This window comes from Mesorhizobium sp. M0768 (genome assembly GCF_040320195.1).
GTDB lineage: Bacteria > Pseudomonadota > Alphaproteobacteria > Rhizobiales > Rhizobiaceae > Mesorhizobium.
The window spans coordinates 24,875-31,529 of the sequence record NZ_JAMYPD010000047.1; the positions used below are offsets into that span (position 1 = coordinate 24,875).

The 6,655-nt window shown below is 59.2% G+C and carries 4 protein-coding genes and 2 pseudogenes; 4 read left to right on the forward strand and 2 right to left on the reverse strand.

Annotated elements, in window-relative coordinates; genetic code table 11:
- Window positions 1–5: 5 nt before the first annotated feature.
- Together NKI08_RS31750 and NKI08_RS31755 are read right to left on the reverse strand one after the other, a co-directional pair.
- Window positions 6–1,304: pseudogene (locus NKI08_RS31750) on the reverse strand (aldehyde dehydrogenase family protein); the annotation flags it as partial.
- Complete coding sequence (locus NKI08_RS31755; RefSeq protein WP_352775031.1) at window positions 1,261–1,932, reverse strand: Crp/Fnr family transcriptional regulator; 672 nt, start codon at window positions 1,930–1,932, stop codon at window positions 1,261–1,263. The gene NKI08_RS31755 and the pseudogene NKI08_RS31750, both read right to left, overlap by 44 nt.
- A gap of 224 nt (window positions 1,933–2,156) precedes the next feature.
- Here NKI08_RS31755 and NKI08_RS31760 point away from each other — a divergent pair, with 224 nt between their 5' ends.
- The 4 genes and pseudogenes from NKI08_RS31760 to NKI08_RS31775 form a co-directional block, all read left to right on the forward strand.
- Complete coding sequence (locus NKI08_RS31760; protein WP_167522729.1) at window positions 2,157–2,318, forward strand: hypothetical protein; 162 nt, start codon at window positions 2,157–2,159, stop codon at window positions 2,316–2,318.
- 105 nt (window positions 2,319–2,423) lie between these two features.
- A complete protein-coding gene (locus tag NKI08_RS31765) occupies window positions 2,424–2,753 on the forward strand; it encodes a DUF1127 domain-containing protein (RefSeq protein ID WP_352775034.1) in 330 nt (109 codons plus the stop codon).
- A 1,817-nt stretch (window positions 2,754–4,570) separates the two neighbouring features.
- The gene (locus NKI08_RS31770) at window positions 4,571–5,287 is read left to right on the forward strand and encodes a pentapeptide repeat-containing protein (RefSeq protein ID WP_352775036.1); all 717 of its coding nucleotides are present in this window, start codon (window positions 4,571–4,573) and stop codon (window positions 5,285–5,287) included.
- 1,155 nt (window positions 5,288–6,442) lie between these two features.
- Window positions 6,443–6,559, forward strand: a pseudogene (locus NKI08_RS31775) (integrase core domain-containing protein); the annotation flags it as partial.
- Between the last annotated feature and the right edge of the window lie 96 nt (window positions 6,560–6,655).

Consider the following 6,655-nt stretch of genomic DNA (forward strand, 5'->3'; position numbering starts at 1 on the left):
AGCGCTTCGTCATCGTCCTTGAAGGTCGTGACAGAAACCACCGGCCCGAAGATCTCCTCCTGGAAGATGCGCATTTTGTTGTGTCCTTTGAACACGGTCGGCTTGACGTAATAGCCGCCCGCCAGATCACCAGGCAGGACATTGCGGGCGCCACCGGTCAGCACCTCCGCGCCTTCCTGGCGGCCGATGTCGATATAGGACAGGATCTTCTTCAACTGCTCGGACGAGGCCTGGGCGCCAATCATCGTTGCCGGATCGAGCGGCTCGCCCTGCACAATCGCCTCGACGCGCTTGAGGGCGCGTTCCATGAACGTATCGTACATCGATTCATGGATGAGCGCGCGGCTCGGGCAGGTACAGACCTCGCGCAAACATGACGAAGCCTTCGATGGCCTTATCGAAGAAATCGTCGTCCTCGGCGACAACATCCTTGAAGAAGATGTTTGGCGATTTGCCGCCCAATTCCAGTGTTACGGGATAAGGTTCTGGCTGGCATATTGCATGATCAGCCGGCCCGTCGTGGTCTCACCGGTAAGGGCGATCTTGGCAATGCGCGGCGACGACGCGAGTGGCTTGTCCGCCTCGAGACCAAAGCCGTTGACGATGTTGAGCACGCCCGGCGGCAGCAGATCGCCAACAAGGTCGGCCCACAGCAGGATGGCAGCCGGAGTCTGCTCGGCAGGCTTCAGCACGACGCAGTTGCCGGCCGCAAGCGCGGGAGCAAGCTTCCAGCATGCCATCAGCAGCGGAAAAGTCCAGGGGATGATCTGGCCAACCACCCCGAGCGGCTCATGGTAATGATAGGCGACGGTGTCGTAGTCGATCTGCGAAAGGCTCCCTTCCTGGCCGCGCAAGGCGCCGGCGAAATAGCGGAAATGGTCGATGGCCAAGGGCAGGTCGGCGGCGGTTATTTCACGGATCGGCTTGCCGTTGTCCCATGTTTCAGCGCATGCGAGAAGATCGAGGTTCTCCTCCATGCGGTCGGCGATGCGGTTGAGGATGAGTGACCGCTCAGCAACGCTGGTGCGCCCCCAGGCGTCCTTGGCGGCATGTGCCGCGTCCAGGGCCACCTCGATGTCCTGGGCATCCGAGCGGCCACCTCGCAAAGTAGCTGACCGTTCACCGGCGAGAAGTTCTCGAAGTAGCGGCCGGAGCCCCGCGCGCTGGCACGCCAGGTTGCCCGGTTTGCCGGAAGGAATAATCACTTGCGGCCGAGGAGTATGAAACGTGCGGTGCCCCCCGCCGCAGCGACAGCCTTCGCTATTCCTTCTTGTCGACCAGCGCCCGTAGTGCCGAGACGTCATGCAGCAATAACCTGCTGCCGCGCTTTTCGATCAGGCCTCTCTTGGCGAGGTCGCTCATTTCGCGCGAGACCGCTTCCCTGTGCGTGCTCATCGTTGCCGCCAGCTCGGAATGCGTCGGTGCCGGGCTTATGGACACCTCGCCGTCCACGAGTGCGGCTTTCTCCGCCCGATGCAGGAGCTCGACGATCAGCCGTTTTCGCACGACCAGAGTGCTGTATTCGAATACCCGCTCGGTCATGCGCCGGAGCTGGGCAGACAGATGCTCAAGCAGCATCCAGGCAAAAGTCGGGTGAGTCATCACGATATCCCGGAATGCTGTGCCGGACAGCCGTGCAGCGCGGGTTGCCTCCAGCGCGACTACGCTGGCAGAGCGTGCAATCCCGTCAATGCCTCCGAGCTCCCCGAAAATGTCACCCGGTTCGACATCGCGATACGCTATCTCCCTGCCGTCCGCTGAAACCAGTGTCACGCGAGCCCGTCCTTCCAGCAGGAAGAAGACATCGCGACCAGTGTCGCCGTGGGCAATGATTAGCTCGTTGTGTCGATAGCTGCGCTCGTGCCACCGTTTGGTCAGCGCGGCGAGGTCGGCATCGCAAAGTCTCGAGATGAAGGCCAGAGAGCCTGTCACAACGGTCTCTTGTTCAATCAAGTGTACTTCACCTTACTCCCTATCCAAGGAAATTTGATGGCCGCAGGCCCCGCTTTCCGGGATGCAAACTGGGAGCGGATTTCGCCAATGTTTTCCCCGGTGTGGGAATTCCCACAGCCGAGCCTGGTTCGACTGTCATATCCTTTTTGCAACGTCAGGCCCGCCGGCTCGTGTGAAAGCCGGCGAAGGGAAAGGGAACAGTCATGAAATTCTTGGCTCCCGTCACAAAACTTGCTGCGGGGTTTCGCAAATTCGTCGCGCCGCGCTACCGCCCGGAGCTTTATTACATGCGTGGCCCGGGGCCAGCCACCGCCCGCCGTATGGGCACGCCGCGGCAAAACCAATCCATCGACCACTACGCCTAATTTGCCTCGCGGACGGCTGACGCTCTCGCCCGGAGTGCCGTTCGCGCCGTTCCGTACCGGTCAATTCAGATCAATGAAGGGACGATCTGATCATGGTTATAATTCATGCTGCCGCCATTTGGTCCATTTCGCAGGTGGTTACGCCTCCGCGCCGAGCGAAAAGCTCTCTTGTCGGCAACGGACCAGTTGAGCCGTTTACCCGATGACGTCCTTGGCGACATCGGCATCTCACGTGACGAAATCATGTGCGATTTGCGAAGCCGCGCCAACCGTCATGCGGAGGCAGGCGCGGCCGGCACGACGATCGAGCGCACCAGGATCGCTTCAGCCTCGATCCCGAAACGGTTGGCCGCCGGCAGTGGCTACGCCTCGGCCGAGATCCCCTTTGGCTGGTCCACGAGCGCGCGATCGAGCCTTACATCGCGGCTTCGATAAGCAGCGGCGCGCGGACGGGACCTTCGAACGGCACTACACCTGCGACCCCAAGGACTGAATGTTGACCGACGGGAGCTGGGGAGGATCTCAAAATGATCATGTCAGTTGTTAAGTCCCTCGCGCCTGTGACGCTCGGCACCGTGCTTATCGCAATCAGTCCGGCTTCATTGTCGGCTTCTGACGCTCAGGACCTCGCGTTCGCTCACGCTGACATGCCAATCAAACAGCTGAAAGACGTCTATTTGGATTGCGAGTGGGGGAGGCCGCCGGTGCGCTGGGGACGGAAGACGTGATGTACTGTTCGATGCGCGAGTTCCGACTAGGCGCGCGATTGCAGTTTGCGCATAATCTACGATGCACGGCCTTCTGCACCGTGCGACGCGGCCCTGCGATCGACCACTTCGAACCATGTTTGGATCGCGCACTTCGCCGATCAGCGCAGTAACCAACCCGCGGAGTTCCACGAGCGACAGCCTTCAAACGAATCAGTCGGTGGTAGCGTCACGCATAGGGTGAATCACGAACGCGCTCGCCTGCAAACCCCTTCGCCCGGAAATCTGCCCCGGTTAGGCGGTTCGCCAGCAGACAGAGAAGGAGCGGCTTCAGCCGATCGCCGATGCTTTTTGTTATCTTTTGTGGCTATGGCAGCTTTGCGCCCCGATTTCGGCCGTTCGACTATATCGTTCGAACTGCCGAAAGCTGTCGGGGCTCCGGCCCCTCAAACCCTCCGCCGCCGTTGTCGCGCATGTGCCGCATGCCACCTGCCGTGCTTTCAGCGAGCCGACCTTACTCAGTCTGGAACCTAGCAGTCGCCCAACTGGTTCAACCTTCCGCCACGGCCGGGCAGGGGAGGGCGTGCAAAACGGTAGGCGCGACCTAAGAAACGGTCGCGGTTCGAGTCGGTAGAGGGATACCGCCGATACAGTGCTGTAACCGAGTTCGTTTGCTGACGGGACTTCTTAATCGGCGCAAATAGGTCCGACTCTAACCTCCGCAACCAGTTCCAGCATAAACCACTAATAGTCGCGATCTGATCAAAGCCCGCCGGAAAAAACGGCAAGGCATTTCCCACGGCAGGTTTGGCGAAGCGCGGAAGGGCACTCTGCCGCCCAGAGTAAGCGGCCTGCACGGTGAAGACGAGAGGGACGCTTTTCCAAGCGCGGAGCTCGAATCCCTCCCCCGCCGCCATACGACATTGTTTACGTTGAGAAAAATACAAGAATAGGTTGCGCGTCCGCCATAAAGCCCGCCAACCGAAAAAGGCGTATTCGCGGCACGTCAGCTTACGACACAAATATGCGGGGTTGATGCTTCGACCTGGGAGATGGCAGAGATCAACTTCGGCTTCGCTAAGCGAACTCGTGGGGTTCATGCGACAGGGGAATCAGGATATGCGACGAGCACCCCGTGCCGGGTCAACGTCGCCGTCGGGAAGTACCGATCGGTGCGGAACCAAGCGGATTCACGCTTGTCGGCAGCGGACGGCGGCGGTGGCGGTCAGCATCCGAGCAGGCTCCAACTAGCGAGACAAACGTCCAGAGCGGAGGGACTTCGCCAGCCTGAACGACCGCTCTCCTCGGCTTAGTCAAGCATACCTACGGAATGATGCGCCTGGCCGGTGACAAATGAATCTCTGCTGGACCGCCGATGATATGGGGAGGCGCTCGCAAATCGCGCCCTACGCGCGGGTTGATCGGTTGATCAACATCAAAGCTTGAATATGAGAAATGCGCTAACTGTGACGGCGGTCACCGTGGCTCGTGTGTCAGCAGATGTGGTAAGGTTGAGTGTCGGCGAGTAGCAGAGGTCCAGCAACAATGACTTTGAGGCGAACCAGAGCTTACGGCGCATCCGGCTTGGTTCTAGCGGTTTGCACTGTGTTTGCTTGGCAGAACGCCACTGCTGCTCACAATTGCGACGCACCCGCGACGCCTGGCGTCAATTGGCACGAGTGTGACAAGAAGCTTCTCATCCTAAAAGGACAAGACCTGAGCGGGGCGAACCTGTTCGGTGTTGATTTCACTTCGACCGACCTCAGGAACAGCAATCTCCTTGCGGCAAATCTTGAGAAGGCAACGCTTGTGCGTGCTTCCCTGGCCGACTCGACCGCCAAAGGCGCCCGGTTCGACAGAATCGAGGCCTACAGGACCGACTTCAGCCGTATGGACGCGCAGGGCGCTGTGTTTGCGAGCGCGGAAATACAGCGCTCGAATTTCCAGGGCGCCAATCTGACCAATGTTGATTTCACAAAGGCAGAATTGGGGCGTGCGCAGTTCCATGACGCCGATATCAGCGGCAGCCGCTTCTCGTTTGCCAATCTCGCACGGGCGGACTTCCGAGGAGCGACGTTCACCGCGCCGATAAACTTTGACCGCGCCTTTTTCTTTCTGACCCGTATCGAGGGCGTCGATCTTTCCAATTCGGCGGGTCTGTCCCAGTGGCAGCTCAACATGGCTTGCGGAGACGCCCGGACCGAGTTGCCTTCTGGCTTGACGAGGCCTGAAGATTGGCCCTGTCAATTCCAGCAGGAATAGTTGTCGGCAAGCGAACTGTGCAATGCTGCACCCGACAGGATTTGAACCTGTAACTTCTGCCTTCGGAGGGCGCAGATCCTACGCCAAAGTGGCACGTTTCTACGGTATTGCTATTGGCGAAATCGCGGCCGAAGGGTGTTTGTGACGCTTCCGTTCACCGCTACCGGTTCAATCGAACCGGTAGCTCCTGTCCGAATAAGTGGCAGCAACTCTTGTATCGTCGAGAATGACTACCATCGTCGTGATTATCATTCAGAAGCCTGGCACCAACACGTCGATCATACTCGCCTCGCAGCACTTGAAATAGGCCGCGGCATCTTGGGGGGCTTAAGCTTTCGTCGGTCAAACGCCTGTCGAATGCATCTAGAGCGTTCATTCAGCAGCTTGGTGAATCCGTTCGACCGGCGTGTACTCGTTTGTCGAAGGTTCAGGAATACAGTCGCAACGGCCTCACTATGTGATCTGGAAGGTCAACTGCTGATCCTCCCGCTCAACTCCTAATGAACCAGCGGATGCCGCGCGAATGGCGCTCCAGGCCGCTACTTGGGCGACGAATGGAGGCATTCACTCACGACCGCTGCGGGTTCTTCGACGACCCGCTGTCTTATGACTTACCTTTGCGTAGACACAGCTTGTGAAAACGCGCGATAAGGTCGGCCTGCGCTAGATTCAAAGACGGCCGGGGCATCAGAAGATGGCACACCGAATGTGCAACGCAACGCTTGGCTTCGCGGCACTTGCCATAGCCGCGTGCCAATCGGCTCCTGAAACGTCGCAACCGGCCACTCTCGAACCTGCGTTAGAACCTGGTGCCATTCCTCCCAACGCGGCCGAGCTTGACGATCTTGCCATCAAGCAATGACACGACCTCGGCGGCTACGCGGTGTATGTCCATGCTGATAATACGCACGGTTCCCTCCATCGTTGGTCACGAACAGGGAGCGAGCGGGCAACACGACAAATACGGAGCCGTGCTCGCGGCGCATCCGGGCGAGTCGTAGGGGCGGCCAGATAATGTGCTCGAACTCGCAGTTCATCTGCATACGACGGCCTGCCCGCATTTGCGTGCTCCCGGTGCCCCGCGGCCCGGATGCGCCAAGCTTAACGAACCTGACGTACCGAACAAACGATGGCACCAAGAACATCATGCCGGATAATGGCTTCATCGAGAGCTTCAACGGCCGACTACGCGATGAACTGCTCAACGAGACGCTGTTTACTTCGCTGGCTCAGGCACGCGTCGCCATCGCCCTGTGGCGCGCCGACTACAATCCTGTTTCATAACACCCATCTGTCTATGTCGTTGAAGTGAATAGGTTTTGCTGATCTGGATGCGATCCCGTGGGGTATTTTGGGTTTTGCCGCGCG